Consider the following 24509-nt stretch of genomic DNA (forward strand, 5'->3'; position numbering starts at 1 on the left):
GGCTTTTTTTGTTGTGGCTGATCGTTCCCACGCTCTGCGTGGGAATGCCTCAACGGACGCTCCGCGTCCGGCTCTGGATGAGACGCGGAGCGTCTCGGGCTTCATTCCCACGCAGAGCGTGGGAACGATCATCCAGCTGGTTGCGCTTGCGCGCAACGCGCCATGCCTGGCGCACCCATAAAAAAAGGCCACCCGAAGGCAGCCTTTAAAAACTAGAGAGGTTTTTGCTTACACGGCCGCGACGGGACGCATGTAAGAGATCGGTGCAGTGCTGGCGTCTTCGAAAGTCACGACTTCCCAAGCATCTGTCTGCTCAATCAACTTGCGCAGCAGCTGGTTGTTCAATGCATGTCCGGACTTGAAGCCCTTGAACTCACCAATCAGGCTATTGCCCAGCAGGTAGAGGTCACCAATTGCATCGAGGATCTTGTGCTTCACGAATTCGTCTTCATAGCGAAGGCCGTCTTCGTTCAGTACACCATCCGCGTCGACCACAATAGCGTTTTCAACGCTGCCGCCGAGTGCGAGGTTGTGCTTGCGCAGGTACTCGATGTCACTCATGAAACCAAAGGTACGGGCGCGGCTGACTTCTTTTACGAACGAAGTGCTGGAAAAATCCACGCTTGCACTTTGTGTGCGGTTACGGAAAACCGGGTGATCGAAATCGATCTCGAAACTCACCTTGAAGCCTTCGAAAGGGACGAAAGTGGCGCGCTTGTCGCCGTCTTCCACTGTCACTTCCCGCAGGATCCGGATGAACTTCTTCGGTGCGTCCTGTTCTTCCAGGCCGGCCGATTGAATCAGGAATACGAAAGGTCCAGCGCTACCATCCATGATCGGGACTTCGGACGCGGAGAGCTCGACGTAGGCGTTATCGATGCCCAGGCCAGCCATGGCCGAAAGCAAGTGCTCCACCGTGTCCACTTTGACGTCACCGTTGACCAGTGTGGTCGACATAGTGGTTTCGCCAACGTTTTCTGCACGAGCAGGTATCTGCACCACAGGATCGAGGTCAGCACGACAAAACACGATGCCGGTGTCGATAGGCGCGGGCTTGAGGGTCAGGTATACCTTCTCCCCGGAGTGCAGGCCTACACCTGTGGCACGGATAATATTTTTCAGTGTGCGTTGTTTAATCATGGCTTGGGCCGCTTCAGCGCAAATTGCGAACTGGTATCAACAAAGGCTGGCGATGATAGCAGACCAGACCTTTGCTGAACACCAATCAACTTCATAGCCCTGATACATTCCATCAATCAGCCTGACGACGCAGGAATGCCGGGATATCCAGGTAGTCCAGATCATCTTGCGGATTCATCTTCGCGGCAGTCGCGGCACCGGCCTGAGCCTGGTTGCGCATGACGGTCGGACGGTCCAGATCACGGTAGTTCACCGCCGGTTGTTCCTGACGAGCGGGAGCCGATTGCTGCGGCTGGGAAGCCATCGAGGTGTGAACGGTGTTGTCGATGACCTTCACCGGCTTCTCGATTTTTGCGCCCAGACCGGTAGCCACCACGGTCACGTGCAGCTCGTCGCGCATGTCCGGATCGATAACGGTACCGACCTTGACCATCGCATGCTCGGAAGCGAAGGCTTCAATGATGCTACCCACGTCGGAGTACTCACCCAGCGACAGGTCAGGACCGGCGGTGATGTTCACCAGGATGCCGCGTGCACCTTGCAGGTTCACGTCTTCGAGCAACGGGTTGCGAATGGCCGCTTCGGTGGCCTCGCGTGCGCGGTTCGGACCGCTGGCGCAGCCAGTGCCCATCATCGCCATGCCCATTTCGCTCATCACGGTGCGGACGTCGGCGAAGTCGACGTTGATCATGCCCGGACGCTTGATGATGTCGGAAATACCGCGAACGGCACCGGCCAGCACATCGTCAGCCTTGGCGAATGCGGACAGCAGGCTTGCGTCCTTGCCAAGGATGGTTAACAGCTTCTCGTTGGGAATGGTGATCAACGAGTCGACGCTTTCGGACAGCAGACGGATGCCTTCGTCGGCGATCTGCATACGCTTGCGACCTTCGAACGGGAACGGACGAGTCACCACCGCAACGGTGAGGATCCCCATTTCCTTGGCCACTTCGGCAATGATTGGCGCCGCACCGGTACCGGTACCGCCGCCCATGCCAGTGGTGATGAACACCATGTTGGTGCCCTGCAGGACTTCGGCAATGCGCTCACGGTCTTCGAGAGCGGCCTGACGACCTACTTCAGGGTTGGCGCCGGCGCCCAGACCTTTGGTCACGCCGGTACCCAGTTGCAGGATGGTCCGCGCGCCGATGGATTTCAGCGCCTGGGCATCAGTGTTGGCGCAGATGAATTCAACGCCTTCAATGTTGCTCTTGACCATGTGATTCACAGCGTTTCCGCCGCCACCGCCAACACCGATAACTTTAATGACCGGGCTTGCGGGGATGTTGTCTACGAGTTCGAACATTTTCCCTCTCCTTTACGTTCTCTAGTTTTTTCGCCTACTGCTTTTGCTGCTTGTCGCTTTTACTGCTTGCTCTTGCGGCTTGTTGCTTGCCGCTTGAATCTGCTTCGTTAGAAGTTGCCTTGTACCCAGCTCTTGATGCGATCGAGCAAGGCGGCTTTCGGTTCTTCATTGCTGTAGCTGTCACGGCTGCTGATGCCCGAGAACGAAATCCCGTCGGACTGCTTTTGCAGGCCGTACATCAACAGGCCAACGCCGGTGGAATAAATCGGGTTGCGCACCACGTCGTCCAGACCCTTGACGCCATGGGGCACGCCCAGGCGCACCGGCATGTGGAAAATCTCTTCAGCCAGTTCAGTGGCGCCTTCCATCTTCGCCGTACCACCGGTCAGCACGATGCCGGCCGGGATCAGGTCTTCGTAGCCGCTGCGGCGCAGTTCAGCCTGGATCAGCGTGAACAGCTCGTCGTAACGCGGCTCGACCACCTCGGCCAGGGCCTGACGGGACAGCTCGCGCGGTGGACGGTCGCCAACGCTTGGAACCTTGATGGTCTCACCGGCACCGGCCAGTTTGGCCAGGGCGCAGGCGTAGCGAATCTTGATTTCTTCGGCGTACTGGGTCGGGGTACGCAACGCCATGGCGATGTCGTTGGTCACCTGATCGCCCGCAATCGGGATTACGGCGGTGTGACGGATCGCACCTTCGGTGAAGATCGCGATGTCGGTGGTGCCACCGCCGATGTCCACCAGGCAAACGCCCAGCTCTTTCTCGTCGTCGGTCAGGACCGAATAGGCGGAAGCCAGTTGTTCAAGAATGATGTCGTCGATTTCCAGGCCACAACGACGCACGCATTTTTCAATGTTCTGTGCGGCGTTGACGGCGCAGGTGACCACGTGAACCTTGGCTTCCAGACGCACGCCGGACATGCCCAGCGGCTCGCGGACACCTTCCTGGTTATCGATCACGTAATCCTGCGGCAGGGTGTGCAGCACGCGCTGGTCCGCCGGAATCGCCACAGCCTGGGCCGCGTCGAGGACGCGCTCAAGGTCGGCCGGGCTGACTTCGCGATCACGAATGGCGACGATGCCGTGGGAGTTCAGGCTGCGGATGTGATTGCCGGCCACACCGACAAACGCCGAGTGAATGCGGCAACCGGCCATCAGCTGCGCTTCTTCGATAGCGCGCTGGATCGACTGCACGGTGGATTCGATGTTCACCACCACGCCTTTTTTCAGGCCACGGGACGGATGGGTACCGATCCCGACGATTTCGAGCGTGCCGTCGTCCGCAACCTCGCCGACCAGCGCCACCACCTTGGAGGTGCCGATATCGAGACCGACGATCATTTTGCCGCTTTGCACGTTTGCCATGGGTCCTGCCTCTTCTTAATTCTTCGCGACAGCGGGTTGGGCTGTCGTGGGCGCTACAGGTTCCCGCCAGCCAACAGCGAGGCCGTTGGCGTAGCGCAGATCGATGCGCGCAATGTTCGTAATCTGTTCTTTAAGCGTCTTGTCATAGATGGCGATGAAACGGCGCATCTTCTCTACCAGCTTGCCGCGCCCCAGCAGCAGTTCGATCCCGGGACCGGCACTGCCGGCGCCAGTGGTCAGGAACCAGCTGCCGCGTTCACGCAACTCCAGGCGTGCAATCGAGAAGCCCAGCGGCCTGAGCATCTGGCTCAGCACCTGGTATTGCTGCATCACCTGCTGTTGAGCCCGTTGGGGGCCGAACAGCTGTGGCAAGTGTTCGTAGTTCGCCAGCTCACGCGGGGTGAACGCCTGGCCCTGGTTGTTCAACAGCGATTCATCGCCCCAACGGGCCACCGGCAGTTGTTCTTCCAGGCGGATCACCACTTGATCCGGCCACACCCGGCGCACTTCGGCGTGAGCAATCCATGGCATCGTTTCAAGCTCGGTGCGCATGCTCTCCAGGTCGATGGTGAAGAAGCTCGACGCCACGTACGGGGCGATTCGCTGCTGCACGGCTTGCTGGCTGATGTAACTCAAATCGCCTTGCACGTTGATCTTGGTGATTGGCCGGTCGGCGTACGGCAGCAAATGCTGCGCGCCTTCGTAAGTACCAAACCCCAGAGCGACCAACAGCACCGGCCAGAACAAGGCTTTGAGAAAACCAAAATTGGCTTTCGGCAGGCGCATCGACATCGGCTCTTTTGCCACCATTCGGCTGGCCCCCCGTGGCACCGGCTTGCGGCCGGGTGCTGGAGGGGGCTGATGTCTTAGCGATGCGCCTTGCATGGTCCTAACCTCTCGCCGACTCTTGGTTACCGGCAGTGTTGCCGACAACACTGGCTGCCAGAATGGCCAGAACCAGTTGCTGGAAATCCAGACCGGCAGCACGGGCCGCCATCGGCACCAGGCTGTGATCGGTCATACCCGGTGCGGTGTTCACTTCCAGGAACCAGAACTGCCCATCGGCATCCTGCATCACGTCTGCCCTGCCCCAACCGGCGATACCCAGCGCCTCGCAGGCTTTCGCCGTGAGGTCCATGAGTTCCTTTTCCTTGGTGCTGTCGAGCCCGCACGGAATGCGGTACTGGGTATCGTTGGCGATGTACTTGGCGTCGTAGTCGTAGAAGCTGTGCGTCGTGCCCAAGGCAATTGGAGGCAACACCTGGTCACGCAGGGTGGCGATGGTGAACTCCGGACCCTGAATCCATTGCTCGACCAACACTTGCGAATCGTAGGTACTGGCCGCTTTCCAGGCGCCGATCAAATCGGACGCGCAATTCACTTTGGCCATACCGATACTTGAACCTTCATGCGCCGGTTTGACGATCAAAGGGAAGCCCAGTTCCGTCGCTGCCGAAATACAATCGGCCTCGCTGCTCAATACGGCATGACGCGGCGTCGGAATACCCAGGCTGTGCCAGACCTGTTTGGTGCGCAGCTTGTCCATGGCCAGCGCCGAGGCCAGAATGCCGCTGCCGGTGTACGGAATGCCCAGGCATTCGAGCAGGCCCTGCATGCTGCCGTCTTCACCGCCACGACCGTGGAGGATGATGAAGGCGCGGTCGATTTTTTCGTTGAGCAAACGCTGCAACAGGTCATCACCGACATCGAGACCGAACGCATCCACACCGGCACTTTGCAGTGCCGCGAGGACCGCGTTACCCGACTTCAGGGAAACTTCCCGCTCGGCACTCTTGCCGCCGAACAGCACGGCAACGCGGCCGAAATCTTTCGGCGCGACAGTGGAGACGAGGTTGGCGTAAGCAGCAGTCATTTCAACTTCCCCACGCTTGGCGCGGCAACGGCGCCAGCGAACAACGGACTGTTCAATAGTTTCGGAGCAAGGCCACCGATATCACCGGCGCCCTGGCACAGCAGGATGTCGCCAGCACGCAGCAGTGGCTTGACCAATGGCGCGAGGTCGACGCCGCGCTCGATGTAGATCGGGTCCAGCTGACCGCGCTGACGGATGCTGTTGCACAATTTGCGGCTGTCGGCGCCCGGGATCGGCTCTTCGCCGGCCGGGTAGACTTCCATCAACAGCAGGACGTTGGCGTCAGCCAGTACATTGACGAAATCGTCGTACAGGTCACGGGTGCGGCTGTAACGGTGCGGCTGGTAGACCATCACCAGACGACGCTCCGGCCAGCCACCGCGCACGGCTTTGATCACGGCAGCGACTTCGGTCGGGTGATGACCGTAATCGTCGACCAGCATCACGTTGCCGCCTTCGACCGGCAGTTCGCCGTAGACCTGGAAGCGACGGCCAACACCCTGGAACCCGGACAGGCCCTGGACGATGGCTTCATCGCTGACACCCTCATCAGAAGCGATGCAGATAGTGGCCAGCGCGTTCAATACGTTGTGGTTGCCCGGCATGTTCACCGAGACATCCAGCGGCTCGCACTCAGGGCGCAGCACCGTGAAGAAGGTCTGCATGCCCTGCTGACGCACATTGATGGCGCGCACGTCGCAGTCATCGCCGAAGCCGTAAGTGACGGTCGGGCGTTTGACCAGAGGGAGGATTTCACGCACCACCGGATCGTCCAGGCACACCACGGCCAGCCCATAGAACGGCAGGTTGTGGAGGAACTCGACGAAGGTTTTCTTCAGTTTGTTGAAGTCACCGTCGTAGGTCGCCATGTGATCGGCGTCGATGTTGGTGACCACAGCCACCAACGGCTGCAAGTGCAGGAAACTGGCGTCGCTTTCGTCGGCTTCGGCAATCAGGTAACGGCTGGTGCCGAGCTGGGCATTGGTGCCCGCGGCATTCAGACGACCACCAATGACGAACGTCGGGTCCAGGCCACCGGCCGCGAACACCGAAGCGATCAAGCTGGTGGTGGTGGTTTTACCGTGCGTACCGGCGACGGCGATACCGTGACGGTAGCGCATCAGTTCTGCCAGCATCTCGGCGCGAGGCACCACCGGAATACGGCGTTCCAGTGCAGTCGCGACTTCCGGGTTGGAGGTGTTGACGGCGCTCGACACCACCAGCACATCGGCCGACGCGGCGTTCTCGGCGCGGTGGCCGATAAAGATCTGCGCGCCGAAAGACTCCAGGCGCTCGGTCACGGGCGACGCTTTCAGGTCGGAACCGGACACGTCATAGCCCAGGTTCAACAACACTTCAGCGATGCCGCACATGCCCACGCCGCCGATGCCGACGAAGTGAATTTTACGGATGCGGCGCATCTCCGGTTGCGGCATGGCTTTCTGATTCTCAACCATGGGCCACCTCCAGACAGGTATCGACCACGTTACGGGTGGCATCGGGTTTGGCCAGGCGGCGTGCCGCGGTAGCCATATCGTTGAGTCGTTGTGGTTGCATCAGGACCTCTGTCAGGCGAGCGGCAAGATCCGCTGCGCCAGTCGTTCTTTGCGGCATCAGGAAGGCAGCGCCTTCACGGGCCAAATAATCAGCGTTGCGGGTCTGGTGATCGTCGATCGCATGGGGCAAAGGCACCAGCATCGAGGGCAGACCGGCGGCGGCCAGTTCACTGATGGTCAACGCGCCTGCGCGGCACACCACCAGGTCGGCCCAGCCATAGGCTTGGGCCATGTCTTTGATGAAAGGCTGCACTTGCGCCTCGACGCCAGCCGCGCGATAGCGCTCTGCAGTCACTTCATCGTGGTTTTTGCCGGCCTGATGGAACACGTCCGGGCGCAGGTCGGGGGCGACTTGCGACAGGGCTTCAGGCAGCAATTTGTTCAACGGTTCTGCGCCCAGGCTTCCGCCCAGGATCAGCAAACGAGCCTTGCGACCGGCCAGGGCAGGTCGCGCTGTTTCGAGGAACAGCTCGGTGCGCACCGGGTTACCGGTGGTCCGACGGCAGTCCGACAGGGTAAAGGTGTCGGGGAACGCTTCACAGACCCGGGCGGCCAACGGCACCAGCAACCGATTGGCGGTACCGGCCACGGCGTTCTGCTCATGAACGATCACCGGTACACCAGACAGTTTGGCAGCAACACCGCCAGGTCCGGTCACATAACCACCGAAGCCCACCACGCACACCGGCCGCAGCTGACGAATGATCGCCCGCGCTTGCCAGACGGATTTGAGCAACATGAACGGTGCCTTGAGGAAGGACAGCTTGCCCTTGCCGCGCAGACCGCTGGCGTTGATCCGATGCAGCTCGATACCGGCCATCGGCACCAGGTCGTTTTCAATGCCACGCGGCGTCCCCAGCCAATGCACGGTGTAGCCGCGGGCCTGGAATTCGCGAGCACAGGCCAGCGCAGGGAATACATGCCCCCCGGTGCCGCCGGCCATGATCAATACGTTAGCGCCCATGGGTCGGCTCCTCGGCGAAGTCGCTCTCATGGAACTCCATCTCTTCACTGCCCAGGTGGGTTCGACTCTCCCACTCAATGCGCAGCAACAAGCCGAGACAGGCACCGCAAATCACCAGCGAGCTACCGCCATAACTGAGGAATGGCAGCGTCAGGCCTTTGGTCGGCAGCAGACCGACGTTCACGCCGATGTTGATCAGGAACTGACCAATCCACAGGAACGACAGGCCGTACGCGATGTAGGCAGCGAAGAATTGCTTGGCCTTCTCGGCCCAATAACCAATGTACATGCCACGAATACAGACAAAGGTGAACAGCGCCACGGTGCACAACGAACCCACGGCACCCAGTTCTTCGGCCAGTACCGAGAACACGAAGTCGGTGTGGGCTTCAGGCAGGTAGAACTGTTTCTGCACGCTGTTGCCCAGGCCAACACCCAGCCACTCGCCGCGACCGAAGGCGATCAATGCCTGCGACAGCTGATAGCCGGCACCGAACTGGTCGGCCCATGGATCGGCAAAGTTGGTCAGGCGCGCCATTCGATACGGCTGCATTTGAATCAACAACACCACCGCCCCGACGGCCAGGGCCACCATCAAGGAAAACCGGAACAGTCCGACCCCGCCCAGGAACAGCATCGCCGCAGCCGCCCCCATCATCACGACGGTGGCACCGAAGTCCGGCTCCATCAGCAACAGCCCCGCCATCGGCAACAGCACGATGAACGGCTTGAAGAAGCCCATCCAGCTTTCACGCACTTCTTTCTGGCGACGCACCAGATAACCGGCGAGGTAGATCACCACGAACACCTTGGCGATCTCGGAAGGCTGGACGTTGAAGAAACTGAAACCGATCCAGCGCATCGAACCGTTCACTTCACGGCCAATCCCCGGAACGATCACCATCACCAGCAGACCGAACGCACCCAGCAGCATCAGCCAGCCCAGGCGTTGCCAGGTGGCAATCGGAATCATCATGGTGACGATGCAGGCACCCAAGCCCAGCACCACGTAAATAAGGTGGCGAATCATGTAATACAGGGCACTGCCCGACTGCACCGCCCCTACCTCGGTCGATGCAGATGCAATCATGACAAGCCCCAGGCCGATCAATGCCAGGCAACCGGCGAGCATCGGAAAATCGAGGTCGATGCCGCGCCCGGTGATGATGGGCGACGGATAAGGCTTGATGATGTTTTTCAGGCTCATGCCAGTTCCTCCACTGCCTGGACGAACTGGTGACCGCGGTCTTCGTAGTTCTTGAACATGTCGAAACTGGCGCAGGCAGGTGACAGCAGCACCACGTCACCGGGTTCGGCAGCCGTACGGCATTTCGCTACGGCTTCAACCAGCGAGCTGACGCGAATCAGCGGCACGGCATCGCCGATGGCCTCGCCGATCTTGTCGGAGTCACGGCCCATCAGGATCACGGCGCGGCAGTTGGCAGCCACCGGATCGCGCAGATCATTGAACTCTGCACCTTTGCCGTCGCCGCCGGCGATCAGCACGATCTTGCCTTCGATGTCCGCACCCAGGCCTTCGATGGCCGCCAGTGCAGCGCCGACGTTAGTGGCCTTGGAGTCGTTGTAATAGCCGACGCCATCCAGATCACGGACCCACTGGCAACGATGCTCAAGTCCGGCGAAGGAGCGCAGGGCCGTGAGCATGGCGTCGAATGGCAGACCGACAGCGTGGCCCAGCGCCAAGGCCGCGAGGGCATTGGACTGGTTGTGGGCACCACGGATTTTCAGTTCGCGCACCGGCATCAGGTTCTGGAATTCGAAGGCCAGGTATTTCTCGCCCTCTTCTTCGCGGATACCGAAGGCCTTGAAATCAGGCTTGCCCAGACCAAAGGTCCAACACGGCTGGCCCTCGCCCATCAACGGACGGCTCAGGGCGTCCTGACGGTTGACCACAAACTGCCTGGCGCCACGGAAGATCCGGTGCTTGGCCAGATGATAGGCCGGCAGACCGCTGTAACGATCCATGTGGTCTTCGCTGACGTTGAGCACGGTCGCCACTTCGGCGTTAAGTTGATCGGTGGTTTCCAGCTGGAAACTCGACAGTTCCATCACGTACAGCTCGATGTCATCGCTGAGCAGGTCCAGTGCCGGCGTACCGAGGTTGCCACCGACGGCCACGCGCTTGCCTGCCGCAGCCGCCATCTCGCCGACCAGGGTGGTGACGGTGCTTTTCGCGTTGGAACCGCTGATGGCGACAATCGGTGCCTTCGCGTTACGCGCAAACAACTCGATGTCGCCGGACAATTTCACGCCACGGGCAGCGGCAGCCTGCAGGGCCGGGGTCGCCAACGCCAGGCCGGGGCTCACGTAGAGCTCGTCGGCACGGCACAGGAACTCGACGTCCAGCTCGCCACAACGCACTTCCACGTGCGGATAGTCACGCTTGAGCGTGGCCAGTTCCGGTGGATTTTCCCGCGTATCGGCCACAGCAAACGACGTGCCCCGGTTCGCCAGGAAGCGAACCAGGGACATGCCGCTCTTGCCGAGGCCGACAACGATGCGGAAGTGGTCAGAAGCGATCAGAGACACGAGTTTCTACCTCAGCTTCAGAGTGGCAAGGCCAACCAGCACGAGAATCACGGTGATGATCCAGAAACGGACGATCACGCGTGGCTCGGGCCAGCCCTTGAGTTCAAAGTGGTGGTGAATCGGTGCCATGCGGAACACCCGGCGACCGGTCATCTTGAAAGAAGCAACCTGAATGACCACCGACAGGGTCTCCATCACGAACACGCCGCCCATGATGAACAGGACGATTTCCTGACGGACGATCACCGCGATGGTGCCCAGCGCCGCGCCCAGCGCCAGTGCGCCGACATCGCCCATGAAAACCTGGGCCGGATAGGTGTTGAACCACAGGAACCCGAGGCCCGCACCGATCAACGCGCCGCAGAACACGATCAGTTCACCCGCGCCCGGCACATAAGGGATCAGCAGGTACTCAGCGAATTTCACGTTACCCGACAGGTAGCAGAAGATCCCCAGACCGCCGCCGACCATTACAGTCGGCATGATGGCCAGACCATCGAGGCCGTCAGTCAGGTTGACTGCGTTGCTCGAACCGACGATCACGAAGTAGGTCAGCACGATAAAGCCTGCGCCCAGCGCAATGCTGTAATCCTTGAGCATCGGCAGGATCAGGGTGGTTTCTACCGGGGTAGCGGCGGTCATATAAAGGAAGATCGCTGCGCCCAGACCAAATACCGATTGCCAGAAATACTTCCAGCGGCTCGGCAAGCCACGGGAGTTCTTCTCGATCACTTTGCGATAATCGTCGACCCAGCCGATGGCGCCGAACAGCAACGTCACCAACAGTACAGTCCAGACATAACGGTTGCTCAGGTCAGCCCAAAGCAAGGTGCTGACGCCGATGGACGACAGAATCAGCGCGCCACCCATGGTTGGCGTGCCGGACTTGGAGAGGTGCGATTGTGGGCCGTCGTTGCGTACGGATTGACCGATCTGACGGTTCTGCAAGGTACGGATCATCCACGGGCCATAGCACAGGGACAAAACCAGCGCGGTCAGCACACCGAGAATCCCGCGCAGGGTCAGGTACTGAAAGACCGCGAAGCCTTTGTAGAACTGTTGCAGATACTCCGCTAGCAGCAGCAGCATTAATGTTTCTCCAGACTGGACCCGCACAAAGCCGCGACGATGTTTTCCATCGCAGCGCTGCGCGAACCCTTGATCAAAATAGTGGTGTTGGTGTCTTGCTCGGCGCCCAAGGCCTTGATCAGTTCAGCCTGAGTGCTGAAGTGAAAGGCCTGTGGACCGAAAGCGTTTACGGCGTGAACCATGTTGGGTCCGACGGCATACAGCGCAGACACCTTGCCGCGGGCGTATTCACCCACATCGCGGTGCCCCTGCTCCGCCCAATCGCCCAACTCGCCGATATCCCCGAGCACCAGGACGGTGCGACCGGAAAAGCCGGCGAGTATATCAACGGCGGCGCACATGGAGGTCGGATTTGCGTTGTACGTATCATCAATAACGCGCATGCCGTTGGTGGCCAGTTGCGCGACGGTGCGACCCTTGACCGGTTGCACGGCGGCCAGCCCCGTGGCGATGCCAAACAGCGAAACGCCGAGGGCATGAGCGGCAGCGGCAGCAGCCATGGCGTTGGCGACGTTATGCGTACCGAGCAGGTTCAGTTGAACGCGCTCCACCCCATCAGGCGTGTGCAGGTTGAACGCCGGGCAGCCGCGAGCATCGCGGTCCAGGTCACTGGCGTAGAAGTCGGCACTGAGATTGCTCAGGGCAAACGACAGCACTTTGCGACCGGCCGCGCGAGCCTTCCAGATTTCAAAGGCCTTGTCGTCGAGATTAAGAACGGCGATGCCATCGGCCTCGAGCCCTTCAATAATTTCGCCTTTGGCTTCAACGATTTTTTCCGGCCCGCCAAACTCACCAACGTGGGCGGTACCGGCGTTGTTGAGGATGGCCACATGAGGTTTGGTCATGCCCACGGTGTAGGCAATTTCGCCAAGGCGCGAGGCACCGAGTTCGATCACGGCAGCGGTGTGTTCCGGCGCGAGTTCGAGCAAGGTCAGCGGCACGCCAAGGTCGTTGTTCAGGTTGCCACGGGTGGCCAATACCGGACCGCGCGTGCGCAGGATACTGGCGAGCATTTCCTTGACCGTGGTCTTGCCACTGGAACCGGTGATGGCCGCGACAGGGTTGGTGAACCCGGCACGGTTCAGTGCGCCCAGTTGACCGAGCGCCTGACGGGTGTCTTTGACCAGTAGCTGTGGCATTGCGCTGTCGGCGACTTCGCGCTCGACCAACGCAGCGACGGCACCTTTGGCCGCGACGTCGTTCAAGTAGTCGTGACCGTCGAAGCGCGGACCGGTCAGGGCAATAAATAGTTGGCCGGGCTGGATCGCGCGGCTGTCAATGCTGACGCCTTCGAACGTGGCGTCCGCAGCAATCAGGCGAGCATTCAGCGCGCCGGTCAGTTCGCTCAGTTTCAAGGCTTTAAGCATGGGCCACCTCCCACGCGCTCAGGGCATGATCGGCCTCGACCAGATCGGAGAAGGCGTGACGCTCGCCGTTGATTTCCTGATAGTCCTCATGACCTTTACCGGCCAGCACAATCACGTCATCCACCGAAGCGCCGGCGATCAACTGGGCAATCGCCTGGCCACGGCCAGCCACGAAAGTCACTTTATCCACAGCCTTGAAACCGGCGCGGATGTCATCGAAGATCACAGCCGGGTCTTCGGTGCGCGGATTGTCATCGGTCACCAGCACGCCGTCGGCCAGACGTTCAACCACTTCAGCCATCAGCGGACGCTTGCCGCGATCACGATCGCCGCCGCAGCCGAACAGGCACAGCAAGCGACCTTTGGCGTGTGGACGCAGGGCCATCAGGACTTTTTCGAGCGCGTCCGGAGTGTGCGCGTAATCGACCACCACCAGCGGCTGAGTACCGCCACCCAGGCGCTGCATGCGACCGGCCGGGCCTTCGAGCTTCGGCAGGACGTGGAGGATTTCGTCCAGCGCATAGTCCAGACCGAGCAAGGCGCCGACGGCGGCCAGCACATTGCTCAGGTTGAAGCGACCGAGCAAGGTGCTGCGCAAATGGTGCTCGCCCTGAGGCGTGACCAACGTAGCGCGCACGCCTTCATCGTCGAAATGCGCTTCACGGCAATACAAGTAGGCGCTGGTGTCTTCCAGACTGTAGGTGATCAAACGCGACTCACACTTTTCGGCGGCCAGTTGGCGGCCGAATTCGTCGTCCAGGTTCACCACCCGGCACTTCAAATCGTTCCAGGCAAACAGCTTGGCCTTGGCTTCGCCGTAGGCCTGCATGGTGCCGTGGTAATCGAGGTGATCGCGGGACAGGTTGGTCATCACCGCCACGTCAAACGCCAGTGCGGTCACGCGGCCCTGATCCAGACCATGAGAAGAGACTTCCATGGCAACGGCTTTGGCGCCGGCCTTTTTCAGGTCGGCCAGGGTCGCTTGCACGGCGATCGGGTTCGGTGTGGTGTGCAAGCCGCTTTCCAGCGCGCCGTAGAAACCGGAGCCCAGCGTGCCGACGATGCCACAGTGCTGACCCAGAAGATCGAGCGCCTGTGCCACCAGTTGAGTCACGCTGGTTTTGCCATTGGTGCCGGTCACGCCAATCAGATTCAAGTGACGGCTCGGCTCGCCATAAAAGCGTCCGGCGATGTCCGACAGTTGCGCCGCCAGGCCTTTGACCGGAATCAGCGGGACCTCGGTGATCGGCAATACAGTCGCACCTTCGACTTCATAAGCCACGGCGGCAGCGCCGCGTTGCAGGGCATCGGCGATGTGCGCGCGACCGTCGAAGCGCCCGCCCGGGACGGCGAGAAACAGGTCGCCAGCGCGCACGTTGCGGCTGTCGAGCGCCAATTCGCGGATCAGCAGATCGCGACCGGCGTGGGCAAAAATCTTGTTCAGACTCAGAGACATCAGCCGCGCCCTCCATTGGCTTTCAGCGGTACGACGGGAGTTGCATTCGCAGTTTCAGTCGGTGGCAGGTTGTCCGGCGTAATGTTCATCAGGCGCAGTGTCCCGGACATCACCTTGCTGAACACTGGCGCCGAGACCAGACCACCGAAGTAACCGGCCTTGGTCGGTTCATCGATAACCACGACGATGGCGTAACGCGGATCGCTCATCGGTCCGAAGCCTGCGAACAGCGAGCGGTAAGAGTTCTCGGCGTAGCCTTTGCTGCCGACAGAGGTCTTGCGCGCAGTACCCGACTTGCCAGCCACGTGATACGCCGGCACTTGCGCACGGAAGACACCGCGCGGCGCTTCGATCACTTGGGTCAGCATGGTTTGCATGGTTTTCGAGACGGCTTCCGGCAGCACCTGCGTGGTCTGCGGCGCCTTGTCGGTTTTGATCAGGGTCAAGGGTGCGAGGCGACCGTCGTTGGCCAGCGCCGAGAAGGCGTGGACCAGTTGAATCGCAGTCACGGAAACCCCGTAGCCGTAGGACAGCGTGGCGGTTTCAGCCTTGCGCCATTCGCGGTAGTTCGGCAGATTGCCGACGCGCTCGCCCGGGAAGCCGAGACCGGTGTCCTGGCCGAGGCCAAGTTTTTGCGCCAGACGGTAAATCGTCTCGCCGCCGATATCGAACGCGACCTTGCTCATGCCGACGTTACTGGAATTGATCAGGATGCCGGTCAGGTCGAGTACCGGACCTTCGGTCTTCGATACGTCCTTGATGGTGTACTTGCCAATCTGCAAGGAGCCTGGATACACCTCGACGGTATCGCTGGGTTTCCAGCGCCCGGTTTCAATCGCGGCGCTCATGGAAACGGCTTTCATGGTCGAACCCGGCTCGAACACGTCGATCATCGCGCGGTTACGCATCATCGCCGGCTGCAGGTTGCGACGGTTATTCGGGTTGTAGGTCGGCTGGTTGACCATGGCCAGGATCTCGCCGGTCTTCACATCCATGATCACCAGGCTGCCCGCCTTGGCGCCGTTCTCGATGATCGCGTTACGCAGTTCGCGGTTGGCCAGGTATTGCAGGCGCAGGTCAATGGACAACGCCAAGGGCTTGCCGGCCTTGGCGTTTTTGGTGACCTGGACATCCTTGATCAGCCTTCCGCGCCGATCCTTGATGACTTGACGCTTGCCGGGGACCCCGGCGAGCCATTCGTCATAGGCCAGTTCGACCCCTTCTCGACCGTGGTCATCGATGTCGGTGAATCCAACCATGTGCGCGGTGACTTCACCGGCCGGGTAAAAACGCCGGAATTCTTCAATGCCGTAGACGCCCGGTACTTTCAGGTCGAGCACGGACTGGCCCTGCTCCGGAGTCAGCCCGCGAACCAGGTAAATGAATTCTTTGTTGGCCTGGGCTTCGAGACGTTCAGCCAGGGCTTTGGGGTCCTGACCCAGGGCAGCCGCCAGTGCCGGCCACTTCTCTTTGGCCGTTTGCATTTCCTTGGCGTTGGCCCACAGCGTGGTGACCGGGGTACTCACGGCCAAAGGCTCGCCGTTACGGTCGGTGATCAGGCCACGGTGCGCCGGAATCGGAATATGACGAACGCTGCGCGCATCGCCCTGACCTTTAAGGAAGGCCCGGTCGACGACTTGCAGATCGATGATGCGCCAGGAAATCGCCGCGACCATGATGCCGAGCAAACCCACGACCACGCGAAAACGCCATGGGAACATTGCGCCTTCGAGTTTCATCATGGCGCCACCATCTTCACTTCAGCTGCGCCTGGAATGCGCATCTTCAGCTGTTCGGAGGCCAGCACTTCAATACGGCTATGGGCGGTCCAGGTGCTCTGCTCAAGGATCAAACGACCCCACTCGGCCTGCGCCTTGTCGCGCACGCTCAACTCGTTATACAGCGAGTTCAACAGTTGACGGTTCCAGTGAGCGCTGTACGACACGCCGATCGCTGAAACGAGCACGCCGGCAAACAACAGCAGCATGAAAAAGCTTCCGCCGGGCAGTGGCTTGGCGAAAAGCTTGCTCACCGCAGCTTCTCCGCCACGCGCATGACGGCGCTACGGGAACGTGGGTTGGCTTTGAGTTCGGCGTCGGAGGCCGTCTGCGCTTTGCCATGGACTTTGATTTTCGGTTCGAACGCAACGTGGCGAACCGGCAAGTTGCGCGGCAGGTTGTCGGCTTCGCCTTTAACCAGCTTGCGCATGAACAATTTGACGATGCGATCTTCCAGGGAGTGGAAGCTGATAACGACCAGACGGCCGCCGACTTCCAGGCATTCGAGTGCGGCTTCGAGACCGGCTTCCAGATCGCCCAGTTCGTTGTTGACATGAATTCGCAGACCCTGGAACGCACGGGTCGCCGGGTTCTTGCCTTTTTCCCACGCCGGGTTGGCGACTTTCAGGACTTCGGCCAGATCAGCGGTGCGTTCGAACGGCTTGATGTCGCGGCGCTCGGCCACGGCTCGGGCCATGCGACCGGAGAACCGTTCTTCACCGTATTCCTTGAACACGCGGGCGATTTCTTCCGCCGGTGCGGTGTTGACGAACTCCGCAGCACTGATCCCACGGGAAGGGTCCATGCGCATGTCCAGCGGGCCGTCATTGAGGAAGCTGAAGCCGCGCTCAGGGTCGTCGAGCTGCGGCGAAGACACGCCGAGGTCGAGCAAAACGCCGCTGACCTTGCCCGCCAGGCCGCGCTCGGCGACTTCCGAACCCAGCTCGGCAAAGCTGCGCTGCACAACGACAAAGCGGCCGTCTTCGGCCGCTAGCGTCTGCCCGGTGGCAATTGCTTGAGGATCTTTATCAAATCCGAGCAACCGACCATCAGGCCCCAGCTGGCTCAAGATCAGCCGGCTGTGCCCGCCGCGCCCGAACGTGCCGTCCAGATAGCAGCCATCAGGACGTACGGCGAGAGCCTCGACGGCTTCGTCAAGCAGCACGGTGATGTGGTTAAAGCCGCTATCAATAGTCACAGGATCAAATCACGCAGTTCATCAGGCATGGCGCCCGGTTGTTGAATAGCAGCCAGGTCAGCGGCAGAAACCGCATCCCAGGCATCCTCGTCCCATAATTGGAACTTGTTCAGTTGGCCTACCAACATCGCGCGCTTATCCAACTTGGCATATTCACGAAGACGCGGTGGAACCAGAAAACGACCACTGCCATCGAGTTCGAGGTCGACGGCATTACCAATCAGTAAACGTTGCAGGCGGCGGTTCTCTTCGCGAAGCGAAGGCAGTGCGCGCAGTTTGGTTTCAATAACTTCCCACTCATCGAGGGGGTAAACACACAAACATGGATCAACGGCGTCGATTGTGACGATTAACTGCCCGGAACTACGCGAAACGAGCTCGTCACGGTACCGGCTCGGCATGGCGAGACGGCCCTTTGCATCGAGACTGATAGCGTTAGCTCCGCGAAACACGTCAGCGTTTCTCCAAATTTTAGCGTTTTACGTTCAAAAAACCCACTTCATGCCACTTTCCGCCACTTGCGCACACTATAGGAATGCGGCCACCGCACCGTCAAGGCGCGGATTAAAGGAAAACCCTTACAGAACTGAGATTTAGGAGCGTAGGAGGGGGTGATACGGAAATCTGACGTGTCATTGCACCCAATAACTTGAGACAACTCAGATGGCTGCGCTCGAAAGTTAAAGTAGTTTGTTAAGAGTAAGATTTTTTTGGTCTTACGAAAGTGCTTCTGCTGATGATTCTGAAAGGAGGGGAAATGCAATCACCAGCGCCCTGCTCAAAGATTCAAACAGGGAGGAAAAAAAGGTGGAGAGTCGATCTGTAAGCCGGGTTCTGTCTTGAACAGTCATTCGTCTACGATGGCCATCACTGGACATCTTTAGCAACCTACCCGGTCCCAGCGCGGGCCACGCCTTGGGACCCTATTTGGTCTTGCTCCAAGTGGGGTTTACCTAGCCACGAACTGTTGCCAGACGTGCGGTGCGCTCTTACCGCACCTTTTCACCCTTACCGGCGCCGAAGCGCTTAGGCGGTTATTTTCTGTGGCACTTTCCGTAGGCTCACGCCTCCCAGGCATTACCTGGCACTTCGCCCTATGGAGCCCGGACTTTCCTCCCCCCCCTAATTTTCATAGAGGGCAGCGACTGTCCGATCGACTCTCCGCCGCGAAGGTTAACGGCAGAGCGGCCGAAGAACAAGCGCTAAACGCCTTTGACCCCTCCAGCACGTCGGGTTTTACTCGCCCTTCTGTTTATCGAGAGCGACCTGATACAGCACATTCTTGCGCTCGCCAGTGATTTGCGCGGCCAAGGCGGCCGCACGCTTGAGCGGCATCTCTTCGAGTAACAGGTTGAGGATGCGCATCGCTTCGCTACTGACCGCATCTTCGGTCTCGGGCGCGGCCCAGCCAGCCACCAGCACCACACACTCACCGCGCTGCTGATTACTGTCCGACTCGACGAACTCGCGCAATTGGGCCAATGGCAGGCCTTTGAGGGTTTCGAAGGTTTTAGTGATCTCACGAGCCAGCAACGCCTGACGCTCGCCGCCGAACACCAGCTCCATGTCTTGCAGACATTCAAGAATGCGGTGCGGAGCCTCGTAGAAAATCAGCGTGCGCGGCTCTTCCTTTACCAGCTCAAGACGAGCCCGGCGACCGACCGCCTTGGCCGGCAGGAAGCCCTCGAAGATAAACCGGTCGGATGGCAAACCCGCCGCCGACAGCGCCGCGATCAACGCGCAGGCTCCCGGCACTGGCACCACATTGATCCCAGCAGCACGGGCCTGACGCACCAAGTGATAACCGGGATCGGAAATCAACGGAGTGCCGGCATCGGATATCAGCGCCACATCGTCGCCTGCCAGCAGACGCGTAATAAAGCGACTACCTTCATCCCGTTCATTGTGTTCATGACAGGCGGCCAAGGGTGTAGGGATACCGAAATGCTGCATCAATCGCTGGGAGTGGCGAGTGTCCTCAGCGGCAATCAACGCCACCTCACGAAGGATCTTCAGCGCACGCGCACTGATGTCGTCCAGGTTGCCGATGGGCGTCGCCACCACATAAAGCGAGCCAGCAGCGGAATTCAAAGCACCTGGAGCAGTCAAAACGCACACCTCATGATCGGTAAAAAGTGACATTGTAGCGCGTAGCGGCGCTTGCGATACGCTTGGCCCTTCCCGGGTTTTTTCGCCGTTTGTGCAGTACTGCAACATTTACACGAGCTAAATTGATCGATTCACGCCAGCAACATCGCGCCCCGGCCAGTGCTTGGGTACAATTCCACGCTAATTTGATCGAGTAACAGGAACACTACATGATCGCTTGCCTGCGGCTGTTCACTGCCCTCTGCCTCGCTGCCTTGCTGGCGGCTTGCGCCAGCTCGCCCTCCTCCAGCCTTGGCGAAGTTCCACGGACCCCGAATGCCAGCGTCGAGCAGTTGCTCGCGCAGGCCAATCAAAGCAAAGATCCGGAGGAAGCTGCCCTGTTGCGCCTGAGCGCCGCAGACGTGGCCTACCGCCAAGGGAACGCCGGCCAGTCCGCGCAAATCCTGCAGCAGGTTCCGGTCGAGCAACTCAAGCCAGGCCCACAAGTCTTCGCCAGTACACTGGCGGCGGAGCTGGCCATGGTGCGCAATCAGCCCAAAGCAGCACTGACGGCTTTGAGCCATCCGAGCCTGCAACGCCTGGGTGAACTGCCGGCCGAGCAACAGGTTCGCACCGGCACTGTTCACGCCCGCGCCCTCGAAGCAGATGGCCAGACGCTGGCCGCCGCACGGGTGCGTATTTTCATTGCTCCCATGCTGAGCGGTGACGCGGCGAGCAAAAACCACGATGCGATCTGGACCCTGATTGCCTCCCTGCCCGTCGAACAACTGCAGCCAACCACCTCCGACGACCTCGGGGGCTGGATGGGCCTGGCACTGGCGGTGAAAACGGCCGGGACACTGGAGCAACAGCAAGCCGCAATCGATAACTGGCGCGCCCAAAACCCTAAACACCCGGCCGCCATTCAACTGCCGCAGGCATTGACCAACCTCAAGGAGCTGGCCAGCCAACCCCTGAGCAAGATTGCCCTGCTGCTGCCACAAGACGGCCAGCTGGCATCGGTCGGCAAAGCATTGCGCGAAGGCTTCATGGCTGCTTACTACCAGGCTCAGCAAACCGGACAGAAGCCACCCGCCATCGAGTTTTATGACAGTTCGAAGCTGACGTCGATGGACGAGTTCTACCGCAAGGCCCAGGCCGACGGCGTGCAACTGGTGGTCGGCCCGCTGGAAAAACCACTGGTTAAACAGCTTAGCGCCCGCCCGCAATTGCCGATCACCACCCTGGCACTGAACTACAGCGAAGGCGAACAAGGCCCACCCCAACTGTTCCAGTTTGGTCTGGCCGCTGAAGACGAAGCCCGCGAAGTGTCTCGCCGCGCGCGCGCCGATGGCCTGCATCGCGCTGCGATCATGGTGCCCAAAGGCGAATGGGGCGATCGCGTGATCCGGGCATTCAGCCAGGACTGGCAAGCCAACGGCGGCACTATCGTTGCCACCGAACGCGTAGACCAGCCGGTTCAACTGGCCCAGCAGATTGCTGACATGTTCCAGCTGCGCCAGAGCGAAGGCCGCGCAAAAAGCCTGCAAAGCACCGTCGGTTCGCAAGTTGCCGCCCAGCCGTCACGCAGCCAGGACATCGAATTCATCTTCCTGGCCTCCACTCCGCAACAGGCTCAACAGATCAAACCGACCCTCAACTTCCAATACGCCGGTGACGTACCGGTCTACGCCACCTCCCACGTGTACAGCGCCAGCGGCGACGTGAATCAGTACAACGACATGAACGGCATTCGCTTCTGCGAAACCCCGTGGTTGCTGGACGCCAATGATCCACTGCGCAGACAGGTTACGGCTCAATGGCCTCAAGCCGCCGGCAGCCTCGGTCGCCTGTATGCCATGGGCGTCGATGCTTACCGCCTGGCACCACGCCTGGGGCAACTCAAAGCCTTGCCGGACAGCCGCCTCGAAGGCCAGTCGGGCAGTCTGAGCCTGACCCAGAACCAACGCGTCGTGCGTCAGCTGCCGTGGGCTCAGTTCGTCAATGGCCAGGTTCAACGCCTGCCAGGCACCCCGAACTGATGCCCGACCGGTCACGCCAGCAAAGCGGTAAAGATGCCGAGCGCCATGCGCTCGAGCATCTTCAACAACAAGGTCTGCGCCTGTTGGCGCAGAACTGGTTGTGTAAACGCGGCGAGCTTGATCTGGTCATGCTTGATGGCGATACAGTAGTATTCGTTGAAGTCCGCTACAGAAAAAACACCCAATGGGGTGGCGCGCTCGATAGCATCGATGAGCGCAAACGGCAAAAACTGATTTTTGCTGCGCAGTATTTTCTTCAGCGCGAGTCGCGTTGGGCCCATTCCCCTTGCCGCTTCGACGTGGTTGCCATCGACAGCAACCTTGATCAGTTGAACTGGTTGCAGAATGCCTTCGACAGCTGATCGCTTGCGCGCCGAGCCGGACATCTTCACCCAACACTTTTGCTCTTTGCATTGCGGGCTGCACATTCATGTGCCGAGTAGCCGCGCTAATTAAGGTCACACAGATGGACATGCAATCCCGAATTCGCCAGCTTTTTCAGGCCAGTATCGACACCAAGCAAATGGCGATGGACGTACTTGCACCGCACATCGAGCAAGCCAGCCAAGTGATGGTCAACGCCCTGCTCAATGAGGGCAAAATGCTTTCCTGTGGTAACGGCGGTTCCGCTGGCGACGCCCAGCATTTTTCGTCGGAGCTGCTCAACCGCTTCGAACGGGAACGCCCGAGCCTGCCCGCCATCGCGCTGACCACTGACAGTTCGACCATCACCTCGATTGCCAACGACTACAGCTACAACGAAATTTTCTCCAAACAGATCCGCGCGCTTGGTCAACCGGGCGACGTATTGCTGGCGATTTCCACCAGCGGTAACTCGGCAAACATAATTCAGGCGATCCAGGCCGCACATGATCGCGAAATGGTTGTCGTAGCATTGACCGGTCGCGATGGCGGCGGCATGGCGTCACTGCTTTTGCCCGAGGACGTCGAGATTCGCGTACCGGCCAATGTCACCGCACGTATTCAGGAAGTCCACCTGCTGGCGATCCATTGCCTTTGCGATCTGATCGACAGCCAATTGTTCGGGAGTGAAGAATGACCCCTAATCGCCTAGGCCTGATGGCCTTGACCCTGTGCCTCGGCATCAGCGGCTGCACTTCGGTGGTTAACGCCAGCCGTGAAGCGCCGATTGAAGATGACCGTGGCACGCGCACCTTTGGCAGCAAGATCGACGACTCCCTGATCGATACCAAAGTCGGCGTAAACGTGGCCAAGGCCGACCCCGCCCTGGACAACGAGTCGCATATTGTCGTCACCAGCTTCAACGGCGTGGTATTGCTCGCCGGTCAGACGCCTCGCGCCGACCTCAAGGCTAAAGCCGAACAGGCTGCTGCCGCTGTGCAACGCGTAAAAACCGTCCACAACGAATTGCAGATTCTGCCGCCCTCCTCGTTGCTGGCGCGCCAGAACGACACCTGGCTGACCACCAAGATCAAGACCCAGATGCTCACCGACCCCTACATTCCTGGTTCGCGCATCAAGGTTGTGACCGAAAACGGCATCGTCTACTTGCTGGGCCTGCTGACCAAACAGGAAGCCACTCAGGCTACCAACCTGGTACAGGGCGTTTCCGGTGTGCAGAAGGTTGTGAAGCTGTTTGAGTACATCGACTGATACCCAAACCGCAGACATAAAAAAGGCGATCCATCCGGATCGCCTTTTTTTTACTTCACCACTTTCAAACTGGGTCGACCGCTGGGACGCGGCGGCTCGCTGTCGGGTGGCGGAATATCATCATCCGGCTCGATCTCTTCCTCGTCTTCCATAGGCGATTCCAGATCAAACACCATGCCCTGGCCGTTCTCCCGGGCGTAAATCCCCAGGATCGAGGCGATAGGCACGTACAAGGTGTGCGGCACGCCACCGAAACGCCCTTCGAAACTGACCGCCTCGTTATCCATGTGCAGATGACGCACGGCTTGCGGCGACACGTTCAAGACAATTTGTCCGTCACTGGCAAAACCCTGAGGTACCTGCACCGACGGATACTCGGAATTGACCAGCATGTGCGGGGTGCAATCGTTGTCCACAATCCACTCGTAGAGCGCGCGGACCAGATAAGGTCGACTGGAGTTCATAGCGGCTCCTTAAGCCTTAGCGCATATCGCGTTCGACACCAGACAGACTTGCCTGGAAAGCCTCACGCGCAAACGAGCGCTCCATATAATCAAGCAGCGGCTTGGCTGGCCGCGGCAGTTCAATACCCAAAATCGGCAAGCGCCAGAGTATTGGTAATAGGCAGCAATCCACCAGACTTTGTTCCTCACTGAGGAAAAACGGCTTGTCGGCGAACAACGGCGACACGCCAGTCAGGCTTTCGCGCAGCTCTTTACGAGCTACGACCCGGGCTGCTTCCTTGGTCCGTGAATCCAGGATCAGATCCACCAGGCCACACCAGTCACGCTGAATACGATGAATCAGCAGACGGCTGTTGGCACGCGCCACTGGATAAACCGGCAACAAAGGCGGGTGCGGGTAACGCTCATCCAGATATTCCATCACCACGGTCGACTCCCACAACGCCAGGTCACGATCGACCAGGGTAGGCAGGCTTCCGTAAGGGTTCACCTCAATCAGTTTAGGCGGCTGACGACCAGCTTCCACGTAAATGATCTCGGCGCTGACACCCTTCTCTGCAAGTACGATACGCACTCGGTGGGAATAGTGGTCGGCGGGGTCGGAGTAACAGGCCAACCGATTGGTCACGCCCATGG

The 24509-nt window shown here is 59.9% G+C and carries 23 protein-coding genes and 1 other RNA gene; 4 read left to right on the top strand and 20 right to left on the bottom strand.

The features are described 5' to 3' along the window. Positions 1 to 228: 228 nt before the first annotated feature. The 18 genes from lpxC to rsmI all read right to left on the bottom strand — a co-directional run bounded on the left by lpxC (position 229) and on the right by rsmI (position 19786). Positions 229 to 1140 carry a UDP-3-O-acyl-N-acetylglucosamine deacetylase gene (gene lpxC / locus J2Y56_RS24770; protein ID WP_007943488.1) on the bottom strand — a complete coding sequence of 304 codons (912 nt, stop codon included), beginning with the start codon at positions 1138 to 1140 and terminating at the stop codon, positions 229 to 231. A gap of 112 nt (positions 1141 to 1252) precedes the next feature. Further along, positions 1253 to 2446: a cell division protein FtsZ gene (gene ftsZ, locus J2Y56_RS24775; protein ID WP_007943486.1), complete on the bottom strand. Its 1194-nt coding sequence runs from the start codon at positions 2444 to 2446 to the stop codon at positions 1253 to 1255. A 107-nt stretch (positions 2447 to 2553) separates the two neighbouring features. After that, entirely contained in the window at positions 2554 to 3813 is a 1260-nt protein-coding gene (gene ftsA / locus J2Y56_RS24780) for a cell division protein FtsA (protein ID WP_007943485.1), read from the bottom strand. A 15-nt stretch (positions 3814 to 3828) separates the two neighbouring features. Further along, on the bottom strand, positions 3829 to 4698 hold the full coding sequence (locus tag J2Y56_RS24785; RefSeq protein WP_310353283.1) for a cell division protein FtsQ/DivIB: 870 nt from the start codon (positions 4696 to 4698) through the stop codon (positions 3829 to 3831). 4 nt (positions 4699 to 4702) lie between these two features. Next, the gene (locus tag J2Y56_RS24790; protein ID WP_007943483.1) at positions 4703 to 5686 is read right to left on the bottom strand and encodes a D-alanine--D-alanine ligase; all 984 of its coding nucleotides are present in this window, start codon (positions 5684 to 5686) and stop codon (positions 4703 to 4705) included. After that, positions 5683 to 7143, bottom strand: coding sequence for a UDP-N-acetylmuramate--L-alanine ligase (murC, locus tag J2Y56_RS24795; protein WP_310353286.1), 1461 nt, complete (start codon positions 7141 to 7143; stop codon positions 5683 to 5685). The genes J2Y56_RS24790 and murC overlap by 4 nt, the downstream gene beginning before the upstream one ends. Then, complete coding sequence (gene murG / locus J2Y56_RS24800; protein WP_310353289.1) at positions 7136 to 8206, bottom strand: undecaprenyldiphospho-muramoylpentapeptide beta-N-acetylglucosaminyltransferase; 1071 nt, start codon at positions 8204 to 8206, stop codon at positions 7136 to 7138. The genes murC and murG overlap by 8 nt, the downstream gene beginning before the upstream one ends. Next, positions 8196 to 9413, bottom strand: coding sequence for a putative lipid II flippase FtsW (gene ftsW / locus J2Y56_RS24805; protein ID WP_007943476.1), 1218 nt, complete (start codon positions 9411 to 9413; stop codon positions 8196 to 8198). The genes murG and ftsW overlap by 11 nt, the downstream gene beginning before the upstream one ends. Continuing rightward, entirely contained in the window at positions 9410 to 10756 is a 1347-nt protein-coding gene (gene murD, locus J2Y56_RS24810) for a UDP-N-acetylmuramoyl-L-alanine--D-glutamate ligase (RefSeq protein WP_007943475.1), read from the bottom strand. Before murD ends, ftsW begins: the two co-directional genes overlap by 4 nt. A 6-nt stretch (positions 10757 to 10762) precedes the next feature. Continuing rightward, positions 10763 to 11845, bottom strand: a complete 1083-nt coding sequence (gene mraY, locus J2Y56_RS24815) for a phospho-N-acetylmuramoyl-pentapeptide-transferase (protein ID WP_007943474.1) — start codon at positions 11843 to 11845, stop codon at positions 10763 to 10765. Continuing rightward, entirely contained in the window at positions 11845 to 13212 is a 1368-nt protein-coding gene (gene murF / locus J2Y56_RS24820) for a UDP-N-acetylmuramoyl-tripeptide--D-alanyl-D-alanine ligase (RefSeq protein WP_310353291.1), read from the bottom strand. The genes mraY and murF overlap by 1 nt, the downstream gene beginning before the upstream one ends. After that, a complete protein-coding gene (locus J2Y56_RS24825) occupies positions 13205 to 14668 on the bottom strand; it encodes a UDP-N-acetylmuramoyl-L-alanyl-D-glutamate--2,6-diaminopimelate ligase (RefSeq protein ID WP_007943739.1) in 1464 nt (487 codons plus the stop codon). The genes murF and J2Y56_RS24825 overlap by 8 nt, the downstream gene beginning before the upstream one ends. Continuing rightward, positions 14668 to 16407, bottom strand: coding sequence for a penicillin-binding protein 2 (locus tag J2Y56_RS24830; RefSeq protein WP_162830872.1), 1740 nt, complete (start codon positions 16405 to 16407; stop codon positions 14668 to 14670). The genes J2Y56_RS24825 and J2Y56_RS24830 overlap by 1 nt, the downstream gene beginning before the upstream one ends. Then, the gene (gene ftsL / locus J2Y56_RS24835; protein ID WP_007943735.1) at positions 16407 to 16700 is read right to left on the bottom strand and encodes a cell division protein FtsL; all 294 of its coding nucleotides are present in this window, start codon (positions 16698 to 16700) and stop codon (positions 16407 to 16409) included. The genes J2Y56_RS24830 and ftsL overlap by 1 nt, the downstream gene beginning before the upstream one ends. Then, positions 16697 to 17644, bottom strand: coding sequence for a 16S rRNA (cytosine(1402)-N(4))-methyltransferase RsmH (gene rsmH / locus J2Y56_RS24840; RefSeq protein WP_007943734.1), 948 nt, complete (start codon positions 17642 to 17644; stop codon positions 16697 to 16699). The genes ftsL and rsmH overlap by 4 nt, the downstream gene beginning before the upstream one ends. Beyond that, positions 17641 to 18096 carry a division/cell wall cluster transcriptional repressor MraZ gene (mraZ, locus tag J2Y56_RS24845; protein WP_007943733.1) on the bottom strand — a complete coding sequence of 152 codons (456 nt, stop codon included), beginning with the start codon at positions 18094 to 18096 and terminating at the stop codon, positions 17641 to 17643. The genes rsmH and mraZ overlap by 4 nt, the downstream gene beginning before the upstream one ends. A gap of 355 nt (positions 18097 to 18451) precedes the next feature. Then, positions 18452 to 18805, bottom strand: an RNA gene (gene rnpB / locus J2Y56_RS24850) — RNase P RNA component class A. 75 nt (positions 18806 to 18880) lie between these two features. Then, the gene (rsmI, locus tag J2Y56_RS24855) at positions 18881 to 19786 is read right to left on the bottom strand and encodes a 16S rRNA (cytidine(1402)-2'-O)-methyltransferase (RefSeq protein WP_162830871.1); all 906 of its coding nucleotides are present in this window, start codon (positions 19784 to 19786) and stop codon (positions 18881 to 18883) included. A 176-nt stretch (positions 19787 to 19962) separates the two neighbouring features. Here rsmI and J2Y56_RS24860 point away from each other — a divergent pair, with 176 nt between their 5' ends. From J2Y56_RS24860 to J2Y56_RS24875, 4 genes are all read left to right on the top strand, one after another. Further along, the gene (locus tag J2Y56_RS24860; protein WP_310353295.1) at positions 19963 to 21774 is read left to right on the top strand and encodes a penicillin-binding protein activator; all 1812 of its coding nucleotides are present in this window, start codon (positions 19963 to 19965) and stop codon (positions 21772 to 21774) included. Continuing rightward, a complete protein-coding gene (locus J2Y56_RS24865; RefSeq protein ID WP_007943728.1) occupies positions 21774 to 22136 on the top strand; it encodes a YraN family protein in 363 nt (120 codons plus the stop codon). Before J2Y56_RS24860 ends, J2Y56_RS24865 begins: the two co-directional genes overlap by 1 nt. A gap of 104 nt (positions 22137 to 22240) precedes the next feature. Beyond that, a complete protein-coding gene (locus J2Y56_RS24870) occupies positions 22241 to 22834 on the top strand; it encodes a phosphoheptose isomerase (RefSeq protein ID WP_007943727.1) in 594 nt (197 codons plus the stop codon). Then, complete coding sequence (locus J2Y56_RS24875) at positions 22831 to 23409, top strand: BON domain-containing protein (protein ID WP_007943726.1); 579 nt, start codon at positions 22831 to 22833, stop codon at positions 23407 to 23409. Before J2Y56_RS24870 ends, J2Y56_RS24875 begins: the two co-directional genes overlap by 4 nt. Before the next feature lie 50 nt (positions 23410 to 23459). On the opposite strand, the gene J2Y56_RS24880 is transcribed toward J2Y56_RS24875, so the two are convergent. Both J2Y56_RS24880 and J2Y56_RS24885 read right to left on the bottom strand, forming a co-directional pair. Further along, positions 23460 to 23873, bottom strand: a complete 414-nt coding sequence (locus J2Y56_RS24880; protein WP_007943725.1) for a ClpXP protease specificity-enhancing factor — start codon at positions 23871 to 23873, stop codon at positions 23460 to 23462. A 16-nt stretch (positions 23874 to 23889) separates the two neighbouring features. Then, positions 23890 to 24507: a glutathione S-transferase N-terminal domain-containing protein gene (locus J2Y56_RS24885; protein WP_007905304.1), complete on the bottom strand. Its 618-nt coding sequence runs from the start codon at positions 24505 to 24507 to the stop codon at positions 23890 to 23892. Positions 24508 to 24509: the final 2 nt, after the last annotated feature.

The organism is Pseudomonas sp. BE134 (assembly GCF_031456105.1).
Lineage (GTDB): Bacteria > Pseudomonadota > Gammaproteobacteria > Pseudomonadales > Pseudomonadaceae > Aquipseudomonas.